Origin of the sequence: Burkholderia ubonensis, assembly GCF_001718695.1 — a bacterium.
GTDB classification, from domain to species: Bacteria; Pseudomonadota; Gammaproteobacteria; order Burkholderiales; family Burkholderiaceae; genus Burkholderia; species Burkholderia ubonensis_B.
Genome location: NZ_CP013422.1, coordinates 887,675 through 910,830, shown reverse-complemented (window position 1 = coordinate 910,830; position 23,156 = coordinate 887,675). Strand labels below are relative to the sequence as shown.

Here is a 23,156-nt window from a genome sequence, read left to right as displayed (position 1 = left end):
GCATGATCGCGTCATCCCGAACGCGCCGACAGGTTCAGCAGGCCCACGCGTTCGCGGCACAGCACGTATGCGAGCGCGACCGCCACGGCCGATTCGGCGATCAGCACCGCGATGGCCGCACCGCGTTCCGCGAACAGCATCGCGAGCGGCGGCAGCAGCGTCACGTTCAGCGCGCCGGACGAAATCAGGATGATGCTGAAAGTGCGCTTCATGCCCATCGGCAGCATCGTCTGAACGCCGAACAGGTCGGTCATGCAGGCCATGAACGGCACCAGCGCGAGGCAGCGCAGCACGCCGACCGTCGGCGCGAACGCATCGCCGTACAGCATCCTGACGACGAACGGCGCGCATACGTAGATCGTCGCCGACATCGCCAGCACCAGCGCGCCCTGCAGCACGATCAGCTTGCGCAGGAACGCGAACGCGTCGTCGCGCGCGTGGTGCATCAAGTACGTGACGTGCGGATAGGTGGCGGCCCTCAGCGGTTGCAGCAGCCCGACCGCGGCGCGGATCAGCTTGTCGCCGGCGGCAAAATAGCCGGCCGCGACACTGCCCGAGACGATGCTCAGCAACACGGTGTTGGTCGACGCGTAGAACGAGATCGACGTCGATGCGAGAAACACCTGCGAGCCGCCTTTCAGCGCGGCGGCGATATCGGCCACGCCGACGCGCACGCTGTCGACCTCGCGCCGCAGGAACAGGTACGCGAGCAACGTCACGCCGCACAGCACCGGCACCGCCGCATTGATCGCGACCGCGTGCAGCAGATCGTCCGGCGTGCGCACCCAGGCGAAGAACGCGACGACGCTGCATGCGCGGTACACGACCACCGTGACGCTGTAGACGCTCAACTTCTGGATGCCCTGAAAGTACCAGCCGGGCGTCAGCGCCGCGCCGACCGCCATCCCGAACCCGATCAGCAGCGCCGTGCGTTCCGCCGCGAAATGCGGGACGAGCAGCGTCAACGCGAGCAGCACCGCGAACCCGGCGACCGTGATCGCCCATTGCGCGCTGACGGTCGCCCAGAAGATGCGCGAGCGCTCCAGCTTGCCGTTCGCGAGCGCGACGCGCGGCGTCGCCGTCAGGTCGAAGCTGTAATTGGCCAGATTGATGAAATACGTGGTGACCGCGAGGACGAACGACAGCCGCCCATACTGCTGCGGCCCGAGCACGCGCGTCAGCAGCGGCAGCGTCACGAGCGGCACGACATACGTCGAGATTTGCAGCGCGAACAACAACGCAAAGTTTTTTCGAACAGCGGTCATCGGGCTTTCAGGCGGTGAGAGAACGGTGTGCCGACCGTCAAGGCGCACACGCGCGCGGTGCGTGCGCGTCGATGCCGAGCACCGCACACAGCGACGCGGCGTAGCACTCGACCGAGTAAGGCGACCAGTCGTAGCGACGATCGGCGATAGCGAGATGCGTGCGCAATTCGGCGAGCGCACGCGCGAAGCCGTCGGGCGTGTTGCGGTAGAGAATCTTGTGGCCGATCTCGTCGCCGAACGTCGACAGGCTGCCGATGTCGTGGACGAGCGCCGGCAAGCCGAGCATCGCAGCCTCGACGATCACGAGCGGCGCATTCTCGGCCCAGATCGACGGCAAGATCAGCGCGTCATGGAGCGGGAGCGCGGCAAACAGCGTGGCATGGTCGACGCGGCCGGCGAAACGCAACCGCCCCGATTCGACGAGCGCCGCGTATTGCCGCTCCAGCTCGCCGCGCTCCGTTCCGTCGCCGTAGACGGTCAGCGACGCGATCGCATCGCCGGCCGGCCCGCTCATCAGCGCGAGGAACGGCGCGAGGCCCTTGTCCCAGTCCACGCGGCCGACGAAGGCGAGATCGAGCCGCTCGCCGCGCGGCGGTTTCGGCGGACGCGGCACCAGCGTCGAATCGATCGGGTTGCGCACGAGCGTCGCGCGGGCGCGACCGCGCTGCGCGATCAGATCGCGCATGAACGGACTCGGACACAGAATCTCGTCGAACAGCCCAAGCGGATCGAACAGCGTATCGACCGCATGCCAGTGCAGCTTCTTCACGACGTCGTGGACGAAGCCGCGCGGGCTGGCCGTCATCGCGATGCGCCGGCGGCTGCGCAATCGTTCGATCGACAACGGCTGCGCGCGGCCGCGCGAGTAGACGAGCAGGCTCGGGTTGTAGAACAGCAGGTGGTAGTCGTGCGCGGTCATGAACAGGCCGCAATCTGCGTGGCGCTTGTAGCGCGCGAGCACGGGCAGGATCGCGCTCGACAACAGGTTGTGGTAGTTGTGCACGAGGATGCGTTGCGGGCGAAACCGGTCGAGCAGCGCGTCGAGCGCGCGGGCGGCGGCAGGCGACCACGCATGCGCGCGCGCGCTGCCGGCCAGCTCGGGCACCGCCTGCTGATCGAACGTCTCGACTGCGACGCCGTCGCGTGCGCGCAGCACGTCGGCGGACAGCCGGTACACCTCCTCCGCGCCGCCCTTGCGCGCGAAGTCGTTGATCACCAGCACGCGCATCACGCTCGCCCCCGGCCGCCGCAATGCCGGGCGCGCGAGGCCGCGTCGTGCGCCGACGCGTCGAAGCGCGCGCGCATCGCGCGCTCGCCGTGACGGCCTTTCCACTTCCGATGTTTCCGGCACGCTTGCTTCATTGTCATTCCTGGGCGGGGTCGCGGCTGCGCCTGCGAACAGGCTCGCATGAAAATTCGACAGCGTCAGGATACGGCCGCCGACGCGCGCGATCTGTTCGTCCGGTTACGTTGGCGGCAGGCGCCGTGCTGCGGCGATGCGGCTCGCGAAGCGTACGGGCGGCTGCGACGATGCGATCGCCGCATGCCGCGCGAACGTGCCGTAAGCGCGCTACAGCGGTGCGTGCTCGGGCTGCGCGGGCATGGCGAGTTCGGCCGGCGCATCCCAGCCGGACAGCAGCGTCGCGCAGCGCGTCACGACGTACTGCGCGGCGACATCGCCGTGCAACGAATGATCGAGCGCGTCCTTCATGTCGACGGACACGTTCGGCAGATGCGCGAACGCATGCGCCGCAGGACCGAAGTGGCGGACGAGCACGTCGACGCCCGGGTCGAAAGTGCCGTAGACCAGATGCGTGCGGATGCCGCGCGCCGACATGTCGCGCAGCATGCCGCGCGGCGTGTCCTTGCCGGGCCGCCAGCCGAGATGTTCGCCGACACGCTTGAGCGGCCCCGTCGCGACCCCCGCGGCGAACCGGAACATCGCACGCAGCACCGGCCGCAGGTCGCGTCCTTCGGTCAGCAGCCGGCGCAGCTTGCGACCGCAACGTAGCGACGCCCAGTAGCCGCGCATCGAATTCGTCTGGTTGTTCAATGCATCGGCGAGCGTTTGCCCGCGCGGCCAGACGAACGCCGGCAGATTCACCGCGATCACGCCGGCCAGTTGCTCGCGCGCGGCCGCATGAAGCGACGCATACGCGCCGGAGCAGATGCCGAACGCGACGATCTCGCGATGCCCGTGCGCGTTCAGCCAGCGCGCCGCCGTGACGACATCCGCGATCGCCTGATCCGAATACGGAATGTTCGACTGATCGTCCGTCGCGCGCGGGCCGCTGTCGCCGACGCCGGTCGAATCGATGCGCAGGCTGCTGATCCCCGCCGCCGCGAGCGAGCGCGCAAGCCGGACCGCGAAGCGACCGTCGGCGACACGCGGATTGGTCGCCGTATTGGCGATCAGCAGCGTCGGTGCGGCAGCGCGCCGGACCATGCCGGCCGGCTCGCACAGCACGCCGATCATTCGAGCCGGCTCGACGGCGACGATACGTTCGACGCTGCTCTGCGCCGTCAACGTCACGCCCAGCCCGGCGCCGGGTAGCGGCCCGCGTACGCCACCGTCGGTGCCGTCGTCGATCCAGTTCACGACCGTGTCGAGCAAGCCGGCGGGCAGCCGCGACCACACCGGCTCGCGCATCATGCCGCCCCAGTCGGCGCAGGTGCGCATCTCCACCGACACGCCGCGCGCCTCAAACGCATCCGCGAGCGCGGAGCCGTCGCCGTAGGGCGCATCGACGAGTAACGCGCGCGCGGGCAACACGCGCGCGCTTGCGACGCACTCGCTCAGATTGATGCTGCGCAGGCGCTCGACGAGATCTTCGGGATACACATGGCCGAGCACGCGCAGCGGCCGTTCGTCGCGAACCGCGTCGCGCACCGCGGGCGATACGTTGTCGAGCCAGCTTTGTGCGACGAGCGACAGCTCGCGCAGATAGCCGCGTCCGCGCACCACCGGCGCCAGCGCGACGAAGCGGGTCAATTCGGGAATGCCGTCCGCGGCCAGCAACGCCAACGTGGCACCGGCGCGCATGCCGACGACGGACAGCGTATCGACGGCGACGCGCTCGCGCAGTGCGTCGACCGCATGCCGGACGCTCGCGAGCATGCGGTCGAAGCGTTCGGCATCGTGTTCGTCGCCGAGCGAGTCGCCGCTCGCCGGGTAATGGAATCGCAGCACCGGAAAGCCGCGCTCCGCGAGGCGCTCGGCGAGCGAGCGCACGAGCTTGTGAAGCCACAACGCCTCGTGGCCGAGCGGCTCGCAGATCACGATCCCATGCGACCGATCGCCCGCGTGAAGCCAGCCGACACAACCGTCGAACTGAATCGGCATCATGATGCGGTCCTCGCGCTGAACGCCCGATGCGCCGGCGCTCCGCCTCGGGGCGAGCAGCCGGACTGCGAAAAGCATTGCACGTACATCGGCGGGCGCAGCCGCAGCGTGCGCGCGCAGCGCACACGCATGCCCGGGCGGCCGCATTCGACGGATCGGGAACGACTGACGTTGCGACGCGTTGAGCCGTATCCCCGTAGCCGGCTCCGTCCTTGCGTATCGATTTGGGTTCCCACGAATACACCCGTATATGAAAACACCCGCATGCCCGAGCGGGCCGCGCGTGTCTGTCGAGCATCACCTGACGTGCAGGCGCCTCTGGGTTGAGCTTGGTCTTTGCAATTGTTTGATTCGTGCTGCGCCACCTGGCCGTTACGCGCTCGCGGAATCGGCGTCGCAGGCCTGGCACTCGGCCTGCTCCCACGCGGCGATTAGGCCATTCGATGCCGCCGCATTCGGTACGGCACATTACATTTTCAAAACACGCCCTCCGGCGCGCACCCGGCGATGCGGCATCACGCGATTGAATACCGTCCCGCGCGATGCGTATGTGAGCCACCTCACTTACGTTCGTCGCAGTGCACCAACGGCGTTTCGGCGGCCGGTTCAGTGCGCGGCAATGTGCAGCGTTTTCGACGCAACCGCCGGAATGCAGGTAGTTGTTACGACGCTGCATCGCGGCACTCGGGAACGATGACCGCGTTTTCGCGACCCCGCACGACCGCGTCAAAAAAAGATCGTACGTATCGGTAGAAACACCGATGCTGTAGTCAAACTACATTCATACCATTGGTCGCTGCAGAGGATCGCTACATACGATTCGGCAGCGTTCGACGGTCCGCGTCGCCGTCGTCGGTGCCGTTCGCGCCCAACCGGCCGTAACGATTCCCCGCCCGGCGTGGCGTGCCGACGCGCAATCACCGTGCATCGCCGGCCGAAGGCGTTCGATGCGAATCGATCGAACGTGTGCAGCTCCTGACCTCACCCGAACAACCGGCATCACGATCATGGAGAGCAACATGCGGGACAAACTCTGGCCGGCCGCCGTGCTGGCAGCGACCCTCTGCACCAGCGTCTATGCGGCCAACGCCGATTTCGATTCACCGGGCAGTGCAGCCGACGCGTTCGCGTCGTCGGCCGCGCAGCAGCGCGCCGACCTGCTCGTGCGCAAGATGACGCTCGACGAGAAACTCCGCTTCATTCACTCGCAGTACGAAATGTCGAAGGTGCCCGGCGGCGGCGCCGGCTACATCCAGGGCGTGCCGCGCCTCGGCATCCCCGACCTGAACATGGTCGATTCGGCGACGGGCTCGGGCAGCACGTCGCAGGCCAGCACGACGTTCCCGGCGACGCTCGCCGTCGCCGCGAGCTGGGATCGCCGCCTCGCGTACGACTACGGCACGCAGGTCGCGATCCAGTTGCGCGCGCAAGGATTCGGGATGGGCCTCGGCGGCGGCGCCAACCTCGCGCGCGAGCCGCGCGGCGGCCGGCTGTTCGAGTATCTCGGCGAGGACCCGCTGCTTGCCGGCGAGCTGCTCGCCGAACGCACGCTCGCGACGCAGCGGCACAAGGTCGTCGCGACCATCAAGCATTACGCCGGCAACGAGCAGGAACACGGCCGGATGGGCGGCAACAGCCAGATCGACGAGCGCACGCTGCGCGAGCTCTACCTGCTGCCGTTCGAGATCGCCGCGAGACGCGCGCAGCCCGGCAGCGTGATGTGCAGCTACAACCGGCTGAACGGCGACTACGCGTGCGAGAACGCGCATCTGCTGAACGACGTGCTGAAGAACGAATGGGGCTTCCAGGGCCAGGTGCAGTCCGACTGGGGCGCGACGCACAGCACCGCGAAGGCGGTCAACGCGGGGCTCGACGAAGAGGAAGACGTCGGGCCGAGCGTGTTCCTCACGCCCGCGGCGGTCAAGCAGGCGATCGCGAACGGCTCGGTGTCGACGGCGCGGCTCGACGACATGGTGCGGCGCAAGCTGTTCGTGATGATCCGCACCGGCGTGATGGACGACCCGCCCAAGGGCGGCGGCGCGATCGACTTCGCGGCCGCCGGCCGGTTCGCGCAGGCGGCCGCCGAGCGGTCGATCGTCCTGTTGAAGAACGACGGCAACCAGTTGCCGCTCGCCGCCGCCGCGCTCGCGCGGATCGCGGTGATCGGCGGCCATGCCGATGCGGCCGTGCTGTCGGGCGGCGGCTCCGGCAACACGCGCGACCCGGTCACCGGTTCGTTCGCGGGCTGCGGCGGCCTCGCGTTCGGCGCATCGGCCGGCTGCAGCTGGTGGCGCAACCCGTGGCTGAAGGTCGACGTGCCGATCGTCGCGGCGATTCGCGCGCTCGCGCCCGCCGCGCAGGTCACGTTCGCGGGCAACAGCGACCAGCAGGCGCCGTTCCGTGCGTACACGCAGCAGGAGATCGACCAGGCCGCGGCGCTCGCCGCTCGCTCCGACGTCGCGATCGTCGTGGTCGCGCAGCCGGCCGGCGAAGACTTCGGCGACCTGCAGAGCCTCGGCCTCGCGAATCCGTCGAACCAGGACGCGCTCGTCGACGCCGTCGCGCGCGCGAATCCGCATACGGTCGTCGTGGTCCAGAGCGGCAATCCGGTACTGATGCCGTGGAAGGACCGCGTCGCCGCGATCGTCGAGGCGTGGTACCCGGGCGAAGGCGGCGGCAACGCGATCGCGAACGTGCTGTTCGGCAAGGTCAACCCGTCCGGCAGGCTGCCCGTCACGTTCCCCGCGCGCGACCAGGACACGCCGTCCTGGAAAGCGGGCGGCGCATTCGACAACGATCCCGTTTACGCGGAACGGCTGAACATGGGCTATCGCTGGTACGACGCGAACAACATCAAGCCGATGTTCGAGTTCGGCTACGGCCTGTCGTACACGCACTTCTCGTACTCGGGGTTGTCCGTGTCGCGGCAGCGCGACGGCTCGCTCGGCGTGTCGTTCACCGTGCGCAATGACGGGCCCGTGGCCGGCGCGGACGTGCCGCAGGTGTACCTCGGCGTGCCGTACAAGGACGAGCCGCCGCGCCGCCTGGTCGGCTGGGAGAAGATCGACCTGAACCCGGGTGAGGCGCGGCGCGTGCGCATCACCGTCCCGCCGCGGATGCAGAGCGTGTGGGACGCATCGCGCAGCGGCTGGCGCTACGTCGCGCGCGGCACGGTGTATGTCGGTGCGTCGTCGCGCGATATCCGTTTGCAGGGCAGTTGAGCAAGCGGCTGGCAGGGGCGGACGCCGGGGGGTGATCGGCGTCCGACTGCCCGCCCCGACGTGCGCGATTGCCGTGCGTCGTGCGCAGGGCCGGTCCGCGCGGACCGGCCGCGTCGGATCTACGAAAACTTCGCCGCGCGAGCGGCTCGGCTCCCACTCGCATCGACTTCCGGCGAAGCACCGAGGGCCAAGTCCTCAGCGCGCGGCGACGCGTCCGATCCTGAATACCCCGACCACGTCGCGCAGCGTGGTCGCTTGCTGCGCCATCGCCTGCGCGGCTGCCGACGCCTGCTCGACGAGTGCCGCGTTCTGCTGCGTGACCGAATCCATCTGGCCCACGGCGACATTGACCTGCTCGATACCCGTTCCCTGCTCGTCCGAGGCCGATGCGATTTCATTCATGATGTCGGTCACTCGCCGCACGGACTGCACGATGTCCGACATGGTCGCGCCCGCGCGTTCGACCTGCTGGGACCCCAGCGCCACGCTCTCGACCGAACCGTTGATGAGGTCCTTGATTTCTTTCGCCGCATTCGCGCTGCGTTGCGCCAACGTGCGAACTTCGCCGGCCACCACCGCAAACCCGCGCCCCTGCTCGCCCGCACGCGCGGCCTCGACTGCCGCGTTCAGCGCGAGAATGTTCGTCTGGAACGCAATTCCTTCGATCACGGCAATGATTTCGGCAACTTTGCCGGAACTGCTCGAAATGGCGCGCATGGAGTCGACCACCTCGTTCACCACTTCGCCGCCGCGCATCGCGACCTCGCAGGCGCTGCCCGCAAGCGCATTCGCCTGCTTCGCGTTTTCCGTATTCTGACGAACCGTCGCGGTCAACTGCTCCATGCTGGCCGCCGTTTCCTCGAGCGACGCCGCCTGCTCTTCCGTTCGCTGCGAGAGATCGAGGTTCCCCTGCGCGATTTCGCCGGCCGAAGTCGTGATCGATTCCGCGGTCGACTGAATTTCCGACACGATGCCGCTCAGTTGCCGCCGCATCGATTCGAGCGACGCCATCAGGCTGCCGCGATCATTCGGCGCGACCGGCACCGGTGCTTCGAGATTGCCTTCGGCAATACGTCCGGCCACGGCCGCGGCGTCGGCAGGCTCGCCGCCCAGCGACCGCATGATGCCGCGGGTGATGACGGTTCCCAGCACGATCGACAGGATGACGGTGATGACGCCCGCTGCCGCGAGCGTCACCTTGGTCAACGCGGTCAAGCTGGCCACCTCTCCTGAACGTTGATCGAGCAGCGACTGCTCGGCCTCGTTCAACTCGGCGGCTACCGCTCGATAGCGATCCATGAACTGCTTGTCGTCGCCCTGCTTGAAGTAGTCGATCAGCACGTTGGCAGGCTGCGTACCGGCATTGACGTCACGCCGCATCGCGATCAGCTTGTCGTCGACCTCCGCCACCTTCCGATGCATGTCGCGCAGCGTCTCGAGACGGCGCTGTTGCGCGGCATTGTCCGATGTGAGGCTGCGCACGACGTCGAACGACTTGGCGAACTGCCTGAGGCCGGCCTTATAGGGCTCCAGAAACCGGTCGTCTCCCGCAGCCACGTAGCCGCGCACGCCCGTCTCCATGTTGACCATGCTGGTCAACATGTCGTCGTTCGCTCGCAGAACCTGATAACTATGAACGTTCCAGCCGTTCGCCTGGTTCAGCTTCAGAAAATTGACGATCGAGATGGCGCTGCCGATCAACGCAATTAGTACGACGATACCGAATGCTGCGCCCAGCTTCCTGCCGACTGTCATGGAGCCCATACGTTCTTCCTCCCCTTGTGTTGTTTCGTTATGTCGGCAAGCAGGAAGACTTACTGTAATTCGCGCTTTCCGTGCCTGAGGAAGTATTCCTCACGATGGCTGAATATATTGGTCAATTCGCCCTGACACGGGGTCGAATCCGGTGACTATCCGTCCTCGCAAACGATCCACGACGTATAGTCTTTTTATCGGTTGCCGCACCACCGAGGACCTCAACGGACGCGCCCGCACGCTTGCCGACGCGATGCGCGCATGGAAGCTCGACTAGCCGCCGCGGGCGGGCATGCAAACGGGAGAAGGCACCGCATGCGGCGCTTCATCACGCCTCACCGCGCGCCACTGTTGTTCGGAAACCTCATCGTGATGACGAGCCCGCCGTCGGCCGCGTTGGCAATCTGCAGCGTACCGCCGTGATGGCGAACGAGGCGGCGCACGATGGCGAGGCCGAGGCCGCTGTGCGCGGTGCCGCCGCGCGCAGGATCGAGCCGGACAAACGGACGCAGCACGCGGTCGAGGTCCGGCTCGGACACGCCTGGCCCGTGATCACGCACCACGAGCTCGTAGTGCCCGTCATGCGCTCGCGTGGCGATTTCCACGGGCGGCTCGCCGTAGGTCAGCGCATTTTCGACGAGGTTCGAGAGAATGCGGTCGATATCCACGATGGGCAGCGTGAAGTCCGGCCCGGCGCGCAGATCGAGCATCACCAGCGCGTCGGTGTCCGCTGCGCCGCCGGGAGCCAGCGCGTCGGTGTAATCGCGCCGGCAGTGGGCGTCCACGCTCGTCTGCGGCGAACTTTCAGGGCTTTCGCGGGCGAAGTCCAGAAACTGCGTGATGACGCGCGACATCGATTCGGTGTCGCGCAGAAAGCCGTCGCGATCGCCGGGATCGGTCAGCAGATCCGCACGCACCTGCATGCGCGTGAGCGGCGTACGCAGGTCGTGCGCGATGCTCGCGAGCATCACGGCGCGCTCGCGTTCGGCCTCGGCCAGTTCGCGCGTCATGTCGTTGAAGTCGTCGATCAGTTCGCGCACTTCACGCGGTCCGCGCTTGCGCACGAGGCTCGCATGAACGCCCGTACGATGCTCGCGCGCCGCGGCAGCGAGGTCGCGCACCGTCCCGTTGAACCGCCACGCGAGCATCACCGCGACCACGACGGCAAACGCCAGCGTCAACGCCAGCGCGCCGGTGAAGCGGTAGAGCGGCACATCGGCCTGCGGCAGCACGATGCCGCGCGCGCTGCCCGCGGGGAGCACGCGCAGCGTGCCGTCGCCGTCCATTGCCACGTGGGTGCCCGACGGCAGCACGTGCCGCAATTGCCGTTCGATCGGCCCATTGGTGTCGCCGCGAAAGCGCTGCGCGTCGGCGGCCGGCAATTGCTTCAGGTCCGCGAACGAAATACCGAGGATGTCGGCCACCGACCGATCGCCGCCGCTCCCCCGCCCGCCCATGCTCGCGGCAGCCTCCACGACGCGCGAAATATGGAAGGCGGCAAGGCTCGCGCGGCTTTGCTCGATCAGCAGCAGCGACGTGAGGTGAACCAGCACGAGCAGGCCCACCGTGGTGACGACGAGCCGCCCGAACATCGAATCAAACGGATTCTTCATCGGCCGGGTTGTCGGGAATGAACATGTAGCCGATGCCGCGCATGGTCTGCAGCCGTCGGGGATTGGACGGGTCGTCCTCGATCAGGCGGCGCAGGCGCCATACCGGCACGTCGATGCCGCGCTCGGTCACGTCGGCGTCCGGACCGTGGAGCAGCTCGATGAGCCGCGTACGCGACAGCGTTTCCATCGGATGCGAGGCCAGCACTTCGAGCAGCGCGTACTCGCCGCCCGTGAGCTTGACGGGCGCGCCTTCGCACAGCAGCGTGCGCGTCGAGAAATCCAGCTCGAAACGGCCGAACCGGCACGGGGCGCGCTTCTCCTGGACCACCGCGGGCGGCGGCGGCCCCTGCCGGCGCAGCACTGCATGGATGCGCGCGAGCAGTTCCTGCGGCATGAACGGCTTGCCCAGATAGTCGTCCGCGCCCAGTTCGAGCCCCAGCACGCGGTCCACGCCTTCGGCGCGCGCGGTCAGCATGATGACCGGAATCGTGTCGCCGCGCGCGCGCAACTGCTTGAGCGCGGTGAGGCCATCGACGCCCGGCATCATGAGATCCAGCACGATGATGGACGGCCGTTCGCGCTCCAGCCGCCGCGCGAGATTCGTGGCGTCGTGCAGAACGGAGAACGCAATGCCGCGCTGCTGGAAGAACTTGCGCAGCAGGTCGCGCAGTTCGGCGTCGTCGTCGACGAGCAGGACTTGCAGCGCGGAGTCGGGGATGGAAGGTGCGTGCACTTCGGGCATTCAGGGCGGCGTGAGGACGAAATGATGGTAGCCCGGAGAGGGCCCGGCTGGCTTTCGGAATATTACCGAGAATTGCGCCCGCTGACGAAACCCGCACGAAGACCCGGCCGCGACGGTAGTTCGTACGCCGAAAGCCCGGTTCTCTTTCGGCCGTATTCGCGCGTCACGGGACAGTAAGTTTCCGTAAGCACGAAAAAATGCGCCGTCGGTAGCGTTACGCCTTGCCCAGTACCGGTTCCGTCGGGGCGCCACCAAGGTGCGCCGGAAGCGTCCGGTGCCGTCCCGTTCTCGCATCGCGCGACGTCGCGATGTCCAAACAGGTCCAAGATGAAGACGCCAATCCTCCCCAACCACGCGCACCGCCGCATGACGTGCAGGCCGCGCCAGCTGTTTGCCGCCCTCTCGATACTGGCGATAGTCGGCACCGCCGGCTGCAACAGGCAAGCAGGCGGGCCGCCCGGCGGCGCCACCGCGCAGACCGCGCAGGTGGGCGTGCTCACGCTCGCGCCGCAGCGCATCGTCGAAACCACCGAACTCTCCGGCCGCCTTTCCTCGCAGAAGGTCTCCGACGTCCGACCGCAGGTGAGCGGCATCATCCTCAAGCGCCTGTTCGTGGAAGGCGGCGACGTGAAGGCCGGCCAGGTGCTCTACCAGATCGATCCGGCCACCTACCGGGCGGCCTACGACCAGGCGCGCGGCACGCTCGAAAACGCCCGCGCCACGTTGGCCGATGCGAAGACGAAAGCGGACCGCTACACGGAACTCGTGAAGATCAACGCCGTGAGCAAGCAGGACTACGACGACGCCGTCGCCGCCGTCCACCAGGACGCCGCCACCGTGACGGCCGACGCGGCCGCGCTCGAATCGGCGCGCGTGAACCTCGAATACACGCGCGTGCGGGCGCCCATTTCAGGACGCATCGGCGCCTCCACCGTGACGGAAGGCGCGCTCGTCACGTCCGACCAGACCACTGCGCTCGCCACCATTCAGGCGTTCGACCAGATGTATCTCGACGTCACGCGCCCCAGCACGGAGTGGCTGAAGCTGCGCAAGGCCTTCGCTTCGGGGCGCCTCAAGAAGACGGGCAGCGACAGCGCCGCCGTCACGCTCGTGATGGAGGACGGCACCGAATACGCCCACGCCGGCACGCTGCAGTTCTCAGGCGTGACGGTCGATGCCACGACGGGCTCGGTCACGCTGCGCAGTACGTTCCCGAACCCCGAACGCGAATTGCTGCCCGGCATGTTCGTGCGTGCGCGCCTGGAAGAAGGCGAGAACGACGACGCGATACTCGTGCCGCAGATGGCCGTGACGCGCGCGTCGGACGGCAGGGCGAGCGTCTACGTGGTGGGTGCGGCCGGCAATGCGCAGCAGGTGCAGGTGACGGCCGACAACGCATTCCGCGACCAGTGGATCGTGACCTCGGGCCTGCACGCCGGCGACCGCGTGATCGTGAGCGGCCTGCAGAGCGTGCATGCGGGCGCGCCGGTCAAGGTGGCCGCCGATACGCCGCAGACGCAGGGGAACGCGGTATCTGCGGCATCTGCGGCGTCCGCTGCCACCGACACATCCGCAGCCGGCACGGCCTCGCCCGTGTCGGCGCAACACTAGGCGGAGCGCGGCATGGCAGAGTTCTTCATCAAGCGTCCCATCCTCGCGTGGGTCATGGCCATCGTCATCATGCTGGTGGGCGCGGCGGCGGTGACGACCCTTCCCGTTGCGCAGTACCCCACCATCGCGCCGCCCTCGGTGCAGGTGACGGCCACCTACCCCGGCGCCTCCGCCGACACGGTGGCCGCAACCGTGACCCAGGTGATCGAGCAGAAACTGAGCGGCATCGACAACGTGCTGTACATGTCGTCCACGAGCAGTTCCGCGGGACAGGCCACCATCACGTTGACGTTCAACCCCGGCACCAACCCCGACATCGCGCAGGTGCAGGTGCAGAACAAGGTGTCGCAGGCCACGCCCACCCTGCCTCAAACGGTGCAGGAGCAAGGCGTGCAGGTGGCGAAGGCGTCGACGAGCTTCCTCATGATCGTCGCGCTGTCGTCGCCGGGCGGCACCTGGAATTCGGTGGATCTCGGCAACATCGTCGCCACCCGGATCGAAGACCCGCTCTCGCAGTTGAACGGCGTGGGCGACGTGACGCTGTTCGGCGCGCAGCACGCCATGCGCATCTGGCTCAATCCGGTGAAGCTGCACAGCTTCGGACTCGCGACCTCGGACGTCACCACGGCCATCACGAACCAGAACGTCGAGCTTTCCACCGGCCAGGTGGGCGGCGCGCCGGCCACGGATTCGCAGGCCATCAACGCGACGATCCGCTCGTCGAGCCTGCTCACGACCGCCGACCAGTTCGCCAACATCCTGCTGCGCGTGAACAGCGACGGCTCGCGCGTGCTTCTCAAGGACGTGGCGCGCGTCGAAGTGGGCGGCGACAGCTACGAAACGTCGTCGCGTCTGAACGGCAAGCCGGCATCCGCGCTCGCCATCAAGCTCGCGACCGGCGCCAACGCGCTCGAAGCAGCCAACGCCGTGCGCGCGAAGCTCGCGGAACTGCAGCCGCAATTGCCGAAGGACGTGGCGATCAGCTATCCGTACGACACCACGCCGTTCGTGCGCATCTCGATCGAAGAGGTCGTGAAGACGCTGCTCGAAGCGGTCGTGCTGGTGTTCCTGGTGATGTACCTGTTCCTGCAGAACGTGCGCTACACGCTGATTCCGGCCATCGTCGCGCCGGTCGCGATGCTGGGCACGTTCGGCGTGATGTCGATGATCGGCTTCTCGATCAACGTGCTGACCATGTTCGCGATGGTGCTCGCCATCGGCCTGCTGGTGGACGATGCGATCGTCGTGGTGGAGAACGTCGAGCGCATCATGAGCGAGGAACGGCTCGAACCGAAGGAAGCCACCCGCAAGGCGATGGGCCAGATCACGGGCGCGCTGATCGGCGTGACGACGGTGCTCACCGCCGTGTTCATTCCGATGGCGTTCTTCTCCGGCTCGACGGGCGCGATCTACCGGCAGTTCTCCATCACGATCGTCTCGGCGATGCTGCTGTCGGTCATGCTCGCGCTCACGCTCACGCCGGCCCTGTGCGCCACGCTGCTCAAGCGCGCGGACGTCGAGCACCACGAGAAGCGCGGCTTCTTCGGCTGGTTCAACCGCTGCTTCGCGAAAGGCAACGCGGGCTACAGCAGTTCGCTCGCCCGCGTGGTCGCGAAGCCCGCGCGCTACATGCTGGTCTACGGCGCGATCGCCGGCATCGTGGCGTTGCTCTACGTCACGCTGCCCTCCTCGTTCCTGCCCGAGGAGGATCAGGGCTACTTCATCGTGTCGATCAGCGCGCCGGCGGGCACGCCGGCATCGCGCACGCTGAAGACGGTGGAGGCCGTGGAGCAGTACGTGCTGAAGGACGAACCGGGCGTCAAGCAGGTGATCGCCATCAACGGCTTCAGCTTCAACGGCCAAGGACAGAACAACGCCATCGCGTTCGTGACGCTCAAGGACTGGAGCCTGCGCGGTTCGCGCGACAGCGCGCAGGCCATCATCGCGCGCGCCAGCCAGCATTTCGCCGCGAATCGCGATGCGCGCATCTTCGTGCTGAACCCGCCCGCCATTCAGGAGCTCGGGACCCAAAGCGGCCTCGACTTCGAGATAGAGGACCGCGGCGGCGCGGGCCACGACAAGCTGCTCGCCGTGCGCAACCAGTTTCTCGGCATGGCGTCGAAGGAACCGACGCTCGCGATGGTGCGCCCGTCCGGCCTCGAGGACACGCCGCAGCTCCAGGTGGACATCGACCGCGAAAAGGCCAACGCGCTGGGGCTTTCCGTCGCCGACCTCAACGACACGTTGCAGACCGCGTTCGGTTCGTCCTACGTGAACAACTACATCGACACGGGGCGCGTGCAGAAGGTGTATGTGCAGGCGGATGCGCCGTATCGCATGATGCCTTCCGACCTCGGCGACTGGTACGTGAAGGCGGGCAGCAGCTCATCGGGTTCGTCGTCTTCGTCTTCGGGCACCACCACGGGCACGAGCACCGTGACGAACACCACCGGCTACGACGCCACGATGGTGCCCTTCTCGTCGTTCGCAACGAGCCGCTGGACGTTCGGCCCGCCGCAGATCGAGCGCTACAACCGGCAGCTCGCCATGGGCATTTCGGCCGCCACGCGGCCCGGCGTCAGCACCGGCGAAGCGATGAATGCCGTGGAGCGGCTCGCGCGCAAACTGCCGCCCGGCTTTGCCCTGGAATGGACGGGACAGTCCTACCAGGAAAAGCAGGCCGGCTCCCAGGCCACGACGCTCTATGCGATCTCGCTCGTCGTCGTGTTCCTGTGCCTGGCGGGTCTCTATGAAAGCTGGTCGATTCCGCTCGCGGTGGTGCTCGTGGTGCCGCTCGGCGTGCTCGGCGCGCTGCTCGCCGCGCACGGCCGCGGTCTGTCGAACGACATCTACTTCAAGGTCGGGCTGCTGGCCACCATCGGCCTCTCCACGAAGAACGCCATTCTGATCGTCGAGTTCGCAAAGGACCTGCAGGCCGAGGGGCACGGCCTCGTGGACGCCGTGCTCGAAGCCGCCCACTTGCGGCTGCGCCCCATCCTCATGACCTCGCTCGCGTTCGTGTTCGGCGTGCTGCCGCTCGTCATCAGCACGGGCGCCGGCGCCGGGGCGCGGCATGCGATCGGCACGGGCGTCACGGGCGGCATGATCGCGGCCACGGTGCTCGCCATCTTCTTCGTCCCGGTCTTCTTCGTCGTAGTGCGCAGGCTGTTCAAGGAACACGGTCACGCCACCGACTCCGCTGAAATCAACGAGGGCAACGCATGAAACGCACACTGATCGCCCTTCTTTGCGCGGGCGCACTCGGCGCCTGCTCACTGGACCCGACGTACCAGCGGCCCGCAGCGCCGATCGACAACACGTGGTCCACCGCGGCCGCGCCGGCGCAGCCGCAGACGGCGCAGAGCACCGCTGCGGCACCGCTGGGTGCCGACCTCGGCTGGCGCGACTTCTTCAAGGACCCGCGCCTGCAAAAGCTGATCGAACTCGCGCTCGCGAACAACCGCGATATGCGCGTGGCCGCGCTCAACGTGGCGCAGTACGAAGCGCAGTACCGCATCGCGCGCGCCAACCTCGGGCCGGCCATCGACGCGTCGGGGTCCGTCACGCGCGAACACATGGCCGGCTCCACGAGCGCATACAGTTCGAGCAGCGCGAGCGTGGGTCTCACGTCGTGGGAAATCGACTTCTTCGGCCGCCTGCGCAGCCTGAAGCGCCAGGCGCTGGAACAGTACCTCGCCACGGATGCCGCGCGCACCAGCACGCAGATCAGCCTCATCGCGACCGTCGCCACCGACTATCTGCAACTGCTCTCCGACGAGGCTTCGTTGCAGATCGCGCAGAACACCGTGGCCGCCGACCAGCACACCTACGACCTCACGGTGAACATGATGAAGCTGGGCAGCGCGTCGCTGCAGGACGTGCGCCAGGCCGAAAACTCGCTGGCGAGCGCGCGCTCGAGCCTCGCCTCGTACACGCGTGCGGTGGCGCAGGACCGCAACGACCTGGTGGCCGAAATCGGCGCGCCGCTGCCCGACGATCTGCCCCAGGGCCCTTCGCTGATGGAAAGCGAGCACACCCTCGCGGACATCGGCGCAGGCGTGCCGTCGGATCTGCTCGCGCGCCGGCCCGACATCGTCGAAGCGGAGCACACGCTCAAGGCGGCCAACGCCAACATCGGCGCGGCGCGCGCCGCGTTCTTTCCGAAGATCGAGCTGACGGCTTCCGCGGGCACCACGAGCAGCGGCCTCTCGAACCTCTTCAAGGCGGGCACGGGCGCGTGGGCGTTTGCGCCGTCCATCTCGGTGCCCATCTTCGACTTCGGCTACAACCGCGCGTCGCTGGACGTGGCGAAAGTCGAAAAGGACATCGACGTCGCCAACTACGAAAAGGCCATTCAGACGGCGTTCAAGGAAGTGTCGAATGCGCTGGCGGGACGCACGACGTACGTCACGCAGGTGGCCGCGGACCGCGACTACGTGAGCTCGGCGCAGCAGTACTACGACCTCGCGCAGGCACGCTACCGCAGCGGCACCGACAGCTTCCTGACCCTGCTCGACGCGCAGCGCACGCTTTACACGGCGCAACAGCAGCTCGTCACCGACATGCTCGCCAAGCAGTCGAACCTGATCACGCTGTACAAGGTACTGGGCGGCGGCTGGTCGGAGACGAGCGCGGTGGCGCAGCGGTAGTCGGGCGAATCGGCTATGGGTCGCGTGCGTCGACGAGGGGGCATTCCGTTCGGCCGCACGCCCCGTCGGATCACCCCCCGCTGCAAAACAACTGCGCAACCAGACTCCGCAGCCACCGGTTTCCCGCTTCGTGGTGGTATCGGGCATGCCAATGCTGTCGGACCGCAAATCCATCGACGGGAACCGGACAGGCGTGCACGGTCAGATCGTTGATTTTCGCCAGCGTCTCGCCGATGTGGCGCGGCAGTGTCGCGATCAGATCGGTGCTTTCGATGATCGCACCAAGCCCAAGGAACCCCGGCAACTCCAGCACGACTTCGCGCTCGATCTGCTCGCGCAACAGCGCCTGTTCGAGTAGCTGCGCGCCCGTCCCGGCCGTGATCGCGACATGCCCCTCGGTGCGGTACTGCTTCAGCCCCAGTCGGGTCTTTAGCCGCGGATGATGGCGATTCGTCAGACAGACCCAGTCCTGCAGGTACAGCTGCTGCTGATAAATCCCGCCGCCAAGCCAGGGCACGTGACCGATGGCCAGGTCCGCCTCGCCGGACTCCAGCGCCCGTTCCGTGTTGCCGTCGATACGCGCCGCTTCCAGCCGGATACCGGGCGCCTGCTCGCGCACGTGCGCCAGCATTCGCGGCAGTAGCGTGATGTGACTGGCGTCGGTCATGCAGATCCGGAAGCGCCGTTTCGCGGTGACCGGATCGAACGCAATTTCCCAGGCCGCAAAGCGCCGCAGCGATTCCAGAATTTCCCGGCAAGGGCCGATCAGCGCATCGGCCTGCGGCGTCGGCGCCATGCCGGTCGGCGTTCGTATGAAGAGCGGATCCTGCAGATGATCCCGCAGACGCCCCAGCCAGATGCTGATCGTCGGCTGACTTTGTCCCAGCTGTTCGGCCACGCGCGTCACGCTGCGGACATCGTAGAGGAGATCGAACAGCTGCAGCAGCTTCAAATCCGGGAGGGGGGCCGCGCTCATAGCACTATTGCTCTACGTAATGACGTCATTGCGATCATAGCATTGCGAGAATGGGCGTCCGCTCGTATCTTGATCTGCACGTTAAGGAGACGGCAGTGAAGATTGCAATTCTGGGCGCCGGCGCATTGGGCTGTGCGATTGGGGCCGCGCTGACCGAAGGCGGCAATGAAGTCTGGTTGCTGAACCGCTCGGCGGCGCACGTCGAGGCAATGAGGCGCGACGGTCTACGGGTAGACGACAGGAACGGCTCGCGTCACGTGAAAGTTCACGCCACGACGCGGGCCGCTGAGGCCGGTGTCGTCGATCTGGTCATTGTGCTGGTCAAGTCGTTCCACACCGACGCCGCGATGCGCGGCGCAGTCGAACTGATCGGGCCGGAAACGCTGGTGCTGTCGCTGCAGAACGGCCTCGGACATGAAGATGTGCTGGCCGACATCGTAGGGCGCGAACGCGTGCTGGCCGGCAAGACCTATGTCGGCGGCGTCATGCGCAATCCGGGGCACATCGAATCGGGCGTCGCCGGCAAAGCCACTCACATTGGCGAGCTGGACGGTCGCATCACCCCTCGCGCGAACGCGATCGCCGACACGTTCAACGCATCCGGACTGGACACGACGATCAGCGACAACATCGTCGGCACGATGTGGGACAAGCTGCTGGTGAATGTCGCGACGGGCGCGCTGACCGGGCTCACCGGCCTCACCTACGGGCAGCTTTACGACGAACCGCTCTTGAAGGCGACTGCACTCGCAGCAGTCGCAGAAGCGATGGCGGTCGCCCGCGCCGCCGGCGTGACTCTTTCCACGGACGATCCCGAACGCGCCTGGACGCTCGCCGGCGAAGGGCTTTCGCCGGGCTTCAAGACGTCGATGCTGCAAAGCCTGGAGAAGGGCTCGATCACCGAGATCGATTTCATCAACGGTTCGGTCGTCCGGTGGGGGCAGCGCTACGGCGTGCCGACCCCGGTCAATGCAACGCTCGTCGCCTGCATCAAGGGGCTGGAACGCGCGATGGCCGATCGCCAACGGAAGGAGGCCGCCGCATGAATGCCCCGAAAGCCTATCTCGAACACGTTGCGATCTGGGTGAAGGACATCCGCTGGCACATCCGATTCTTCGAGGAAGTGCTCGGCATGACCCTGCGCGAAGTGGACGGCACGCTCGACGCGCCGCGGCAGTACTGGACGCTCGGCGGCCTGCAGTTCATCCACGCGCCGGAACACGATGGCCCGGAAGGTCGGCTCGCCCATCTCGGCGTGATGTGCGAAGACCTGGAGGCCGCGCTGGCCGCGGCCCAACGATTCGGCGTGACGGAGATGCCGCAAGGGCGCAACTGGCTTCGCCTGCCCGACGGGCTCGCCGTCGAACTGATCCAGGCCAGACCGGCTTCTTGCGTCGCACAGGCGCTGGCAATCAACCCACGCGCGGAGGCGTGACCATGACGATCGTCGAAAAATACTGGGACGACGCCCGCGAGGGTGACGTGTGCACGAGTCCGAGCTACATCGTGACCAAGGAGCGCATTCTCGCGTACGCCGACCTCACCGGCGACCATACGCCCGTCCACGTGGACGAGGACTACGCGAACGCCAGTCATTTCGGCTGCCTCGTCGCGCACGGGCTGTTCGGCCTGTCCATCGCCGACGGCCTGAAGACGCAGAGCGACTATCGCTTTCTGCCGGGCATGTCGCTCGGCTGGACCTGGGATTTTCTGCTGCCGATCAAGGTCGGCGACGTGCTGCACGTGAAGTTCCGCGTCGGTTCGATGCGGGCCAGCAAGAGTCGCCCGGACTGGGGCATCGTCGTGCTGCCGTCGGAGCTGATCAATCAGGACGGTCAGGTCGTTCAACACGGCGAGCATCGCCTGATGGTGCCGCGCCGTCCGGAGGCACTGTAATGCAGGCTCGCCCACTCGAAGGCATTCGCGTCGTCGACTACAGCCACTTCCTTGCCGGTCCGTATGTCGGGCGCTGTCTCGCCGCCCTCGGCGCCGAAGTCATCAAGGTCGAGCGTCCCGGCGCAGGCGACGCCGGACGCCAGCACGCGACCGTGCTCGACGACCAGCAAAGCGGCTACTTCCTGCAGCTCAATATGGGCAAGCGCGGCGTGAGCGTCAACATGAAGGACGCGCGCGGCAAGGCGTTCATGCAGCGGCTGTGCGACTCCGCCGACGTCTTCATCGAGAACTATCGGCCGGGCGCGCTGGACAAGCTCGGGCTCGGCTATGCCGAATTGTCGGCGCGCAATCCGGGCCTCGTCTACTGTTCGATTTCCGCGTACGGGCACACCGGTCCCGATGCGCATCGCGCAGGCTTCGGGCTGATCGCGGAAGCCAAGAGCGGAATCATGCAGATGGTGGGCACGCCGGGCGAGCGGCCGCCGCTGCTGCGCATCTCGCTCGGCGACATGTACACCGGCATTCATGCGGTCGCGGCCATCAACGCCGCGCTGCTGGGGCGCGTGAAGAGCGGCCGCGGACAGCACGTCGACATGGCGCTGTACGACACACTGGTATCGATGCACGAATATGCGGTGCAGTGCTACACGCTGCAGGGCGTGCTGCCCGAGCAGACCGGGCACGACATGCCGACTTCGACGCTCTATGGCGTGTTCCGTGCCGCGGACGGCGATCTCGTGATCGCCGCGCAAGTCGACGACGCGTGGAAGCGCTTCGCGGCCCTGGTGGAGGCGCATGGCGGGCCTGCCGGCTTCGGTACGGACCCGCGGTTCCACACGCTGAACGGGCGCAATGCCAACCGGCTCGAGATTCTGTCGGTGGTCGAGCCGTGGGTGGCCGCGCGTTCGGTCGCGTCGGTGCTGGAACTGCTGGACGGCATCGACGTTCCCTGCGCGAAGGTGCAGCGCATCGACGAGGTGCTGGCCGATCCGCAGATCATCGCGCGCGGCATGGTGCTCGAGCAGCAACACCCCCGCTTCGGCACCTTGCGCCTGCCTAATCTGCCGTTCCGGTTTTCCGATTGCGATACGACGATTCGCGACGTCGCGCCCGATCTCGGGCAGCACAACGCGGAAGTGGCAACGTCGCTGGGCTTCACTGCGGCAGAGATTGACGCCATGCAGACCGATGGCGTGTTGTATTCGAAAGTGAGGCCGTGATGAGCGACCAGTACGCGGTGATCGGCAATCCGATCGGGCACACGAAATCCCCGCTGATTCATGGGTTGTTTTCTGAAGAATCGCATCAGGACATCTCGTACACGGCGATCGAAGGACCGCTGGAGCCGGACGACGCTTTCGCGGCGACGGTGCGGTCGTTTTTCGCCGCCGGCGGCAAGGGCATCAACGTCACCGCGCCGTTCAAGCTCGACGCGTTCGCGATGTCGGACGAACGCAGCGAGCGCGCCGCACTCGCCGGCGCGGCGAATACGCTGAGCTTCAGGGACGGCCGCATCATCGCGGAGAACTTCGATGGCGTCGGCCTGGTACGCGACATCGAAGTCAACCTGAACCTGCCGATGGCCGGCAAGCGCGTGCTGGTGCTCGGCGCGGGAGGCGCGGTGCGCGGCGCACTGCTGCCGTTCATCGCGGCGCGTCCTGCGGAACTCGTCGTCGCGAACCGGGATGTCGCGAAGGTCGAGGCGCTGATCGCACGAGTCGCGACCGGCGATTCTCTCGTCGCTTGCGGGTACGGCGACCTCGCAGCCATGGGACGCTTCGACCTCGTCGTCAACGCGACGTCGGCGAGCCTCAGCGGCGAACTCCCGCCAGTGCCGCCGAGCGTATTCGACCCGCGCGGAGCAGCTTACGAGCTCGTCTACGGCAAGCGTCTCACCCCGTTCCTGAGACACGCGCGCCACGCCGGCGTGCTGGGTATCGCGGATGGCGTCGGCATGCTGGTCGAGCAGGCGGCTGAAGCGTTCGCGTGGTGGCGCGGCGTACGGCCTGAGACGCGCGCGGTGATCGACCGGCTGACCGTTCCGCTCGATTGAACGGGCGCGATCGACAACAGTCGCTCCCGTTC

Annotated in this window: 16 protein-coding genes; 9 read left to right on the top strand and 7 right to left on the bottom strand. The window is 67.1% G+C overall.

The features are described 5' to 3' along the window. Positions 1–11: 11 nt before the first annotated feature. From WJ35_RS23875 to WJ35_RS23865, 3 genes are all read right to left on the bottom strand, one after another. The gene (locus WJ35_RS23875; RefSeq protein ID WP_014725014.1) at positions 12–1,265 is read right to left on the bottom strand and encodes a flippase; all 1,254 of its coding nucleotides are present in this window, start codon (positions 1,263–1,265) and stop codon (positions 12–14) included. 37 nt (positions 1,266–1,302) lie between these two features. Next, a complete protein-coding gene (locus WJ35_RS23870) occupies positions 1,303–2,493 on the bottom strand; it encodes a glycosyltransferase family 4 protein (RefSeq protein WP_041494151.1) in 1,191 nt (396 codons plus the stop codon). 342 nt (positions 2,494–2,835) lie between these two features. Beyond that, positions 2,836–4,611, bottom strand: a complete 1,776-nt coding sequence (locus tag WJ35_RS23865; protein WP_069240616.1) for a serine aminopeptidase domain-containing protein — start codon at positions 4,609–4,611, stop codon at positions 2,836–2,838. Between the two features lie 1,016 nt (positions 4,612–5,627). On the opposite strand from WJ35_RS23865, the gene WJ35_RS23860 reads away from it, so the two are divergent. Beyond that, complete coding sequence (locus tag WJ35_RS23860) at positions 5,628–7,829, top strand: glycoside hydrolase family 3 C-terminal domain-containing protein (RefSeq protein ID WP_069240615.1); 2,202 nt, start codon at positions 5,628–5,630, stop codon at positions 7,827–7,829. 195 nt (positions 7,830–8,024) lie between these two features. Here the strand turns inward: WJ35_RS23860 and WJ35_RS23855 are convergent, their stop codons facing one another. The 3 genes from WJ35_RS23855 to WJ35_RS23845 form a co-directional block, all read right to left on the bottom strand. After that, complete coding sequence (locus WJ35_RS23855; RefSeq protein ID WP_059738551.1) at positions 8,025–9,593, bottom strand: methyl-accepting chemotaxis protein; 1,569 nt, start codon at positions 9,591–9,593, stop codon at positions 8,025–8,027. 326 nt (positions 9,594–9,919) lie between these two features. After that, a complete protein-coding gene (locus WJ35_RS23850) occupies positions 9,920–11,197 on the bottom strand; it encodes an ATP-binding protein (RefSeq protein WP_069240141.1) in 1,278 nt (425 codons plus the stop codon). Next, a complete protein-coding gene (locus tag WJ35_RS23845) occupies positions 11,181–11,939 on the bottom strand; it encodes a response regulator (protein ID WP_011882047.1) in 759 nt (252 codons plus the stop codon). Before WJ35_RS23845 ends, WJ35_RS23850 begins: the two co-directional genes overlap by 17 nt. A gap of 327 nt (positions 11,940–12,266) precedes the next feature. Here WJ35_RS23845 and WJ35_RS23840 point away from each other — a divergent pair, with 327 nt between their 5' ends. Genes WJ35_RS23840 through WJ35_RS23830 form a run of 3 tightly spaced genes read left to right on the top strand, consistent with a single transcriptional unit; the run spans position 12,267 to position 18,199 of the window. Continuing rightward, the gene (locus tag WJ35_RS23840; RefSeq protein WP_069240140.1) at positions 12,267–13,550 is read left to right on the top strand and encodes an efflux RND transporter periplasmic adaptor subunit; all 1,284 of its coding nucleotides are present in this window, start codon (positions 12,267–12,269) and stop codon (positions 13,548–13,550) included. A 12-nt stretch (positions 13,551–13,562) separates the two neighbouring features. Then, on the top strand, positions 13,563–16,775 hold the full coding sequence (locus tag WJ35_RS23835; protein WP_069240139.1) for an efflux RND transporter permease subunit: 3,213 nt from the start codon (positions 13,563–13,565) through the stop codon (positions 16,773–16,775). Continuing rightward, entirely contained in the window at positions 16,772–18,199 is a 1,428-nt protein-coding gene (locus WJ35_RS23830; RefSeq protein ID WP_069240138.1) for an efflux transporter outer membrane subunit, read from the top strand. The genes WJ35_RS23835 and WJ35_RS23830 overlap by 4 nt, the downstream gene beginning before the upstream one ends. 70 nt (positions 18,200–18,269) lie before the next feature. Here the strand turns inward: WJ35_RS23830 and WJ35_RS23825 are convergent, their stop codons facing one another. Further along, positions 18,270–19,175 carry a LysR family transcriptional regulator gene (locus WJ35_RS23825; protein WP_069240137.1) on the bottom strand — a complete coding sequence of 302 codons (906 nt, stop codon included), beginning with the start codon at positions 19,173–19,175 and terminating at the stop codon, positions 18,270–18,272. A gap of 95 nt (positions 19,176–19,270) precedes the next feature. Here WJ35_RS23825 and WJ35_RS23820 point away from each other — a divergent pair, with 95 nt between their 5' ends. From WJ35_RS23820 to aroE, 5 genes are read left to right on the top strand one after another with little or no spacing between them, the layout of a single operon-like run. Beyond that, positions 19,271–20,221, top strand: a complete 951-nt coding sequence (locus WJ35_RS23820; protein WP_069240614.1) for a ketopantoate reductase family protein — start codon at positions 19,271–19,273, stop codon at positions 20,219–20,221. After that, a complete protein-coding gene (locus tag WJ35_RS23815; RefSeq protein ID WP_010094005.1) occupies positions 20,218–20,610 on the top strand; it encodes a VOC family protein in 393 nt (130 codons plus the stop codon). Before WJ35_RS23820 ends, WJ35_RS23815 begins: the two co-directional genes overlap by 4 nt. Positions 20,611–20,612: 2 nt before the next feature. Further along, a complete protein-coding gene (locus tag WJ35_RS23810) occupies positions 20,613–21,071 on the top strand; it encodes a MaoC family dehydratase (protein WP_059590096.1) in 459 nt (152 codons plus the stop codon). Next, on the top strand, positions 21,071–22,291 hold the full coding sequence (locus WJ35_RS23805; RefSeq protein WP_069240136.1) for a CaiB/BaiF CoA transferase family protein: 1,221 nt from the start codon (positions 21,071–21,073) through the stop codon (positions 22,289–22,291). Before WJ35_RS23810 ends, WJ35_RS23805 begins: the two co-directional genes overlap by 1 nt. After that, complete coding sequence (gene aroE / locus WJ35_RS23800) at positions 22,291–23,124, top strand: shikimate dehydrogenase (protein ID WP_069240135.1); 834 nt, start codon at positions 22,291–22,293, stop codon at positions 23,122–23,124. The genes WJ35_RS23805 and aroE overlap by 1 nt, the downstream gene beginning before the upstream one ends. Positions 23,125–23,156 lie beyond the last annotated feature (32 nt).